Below are 254 nucleotides of genomic sequence, written 5' to 3' on the forward strand. Positions count from 1 at the left end.
CTGATAACATTGCTCCTCGCATTTTTGTCTGTAACTTGTGTAGCCGGCGAGCCGAACATGAACGAATCAAAAACATACTGTGTTGGACGATATCTGGTCGATGTTCCAATCAATATGAAGCCATATGCACAGATGGGCGAATATATGTTCGGCCTCGTCCAAACCAATACGAAATATCCCAACATCGCAGCTTTCCAACAGAGAATGAAGGAAAGAGAGAATGGACTGAAGAAGCCACAGCGCAAAAGTGATCT

General features: G+C 44.1%; 1 protein-coding gene. It reads left to right on the plus strand.

Translation table 11 applies throughout. The features are described from left to right. Positions 1-57: 57 nt before the first annotated feature. The coding region (locus SB775_RS31600) for a hypothetical protein (protein ID WP_410865235.1) at positions 58-254 on the plus strand (197 nt) is incomplete at its 3' end.

The sequence above is a fragment of the Peribacillus sp. SIMBA_075 genome (assembly GCF_046534585.1).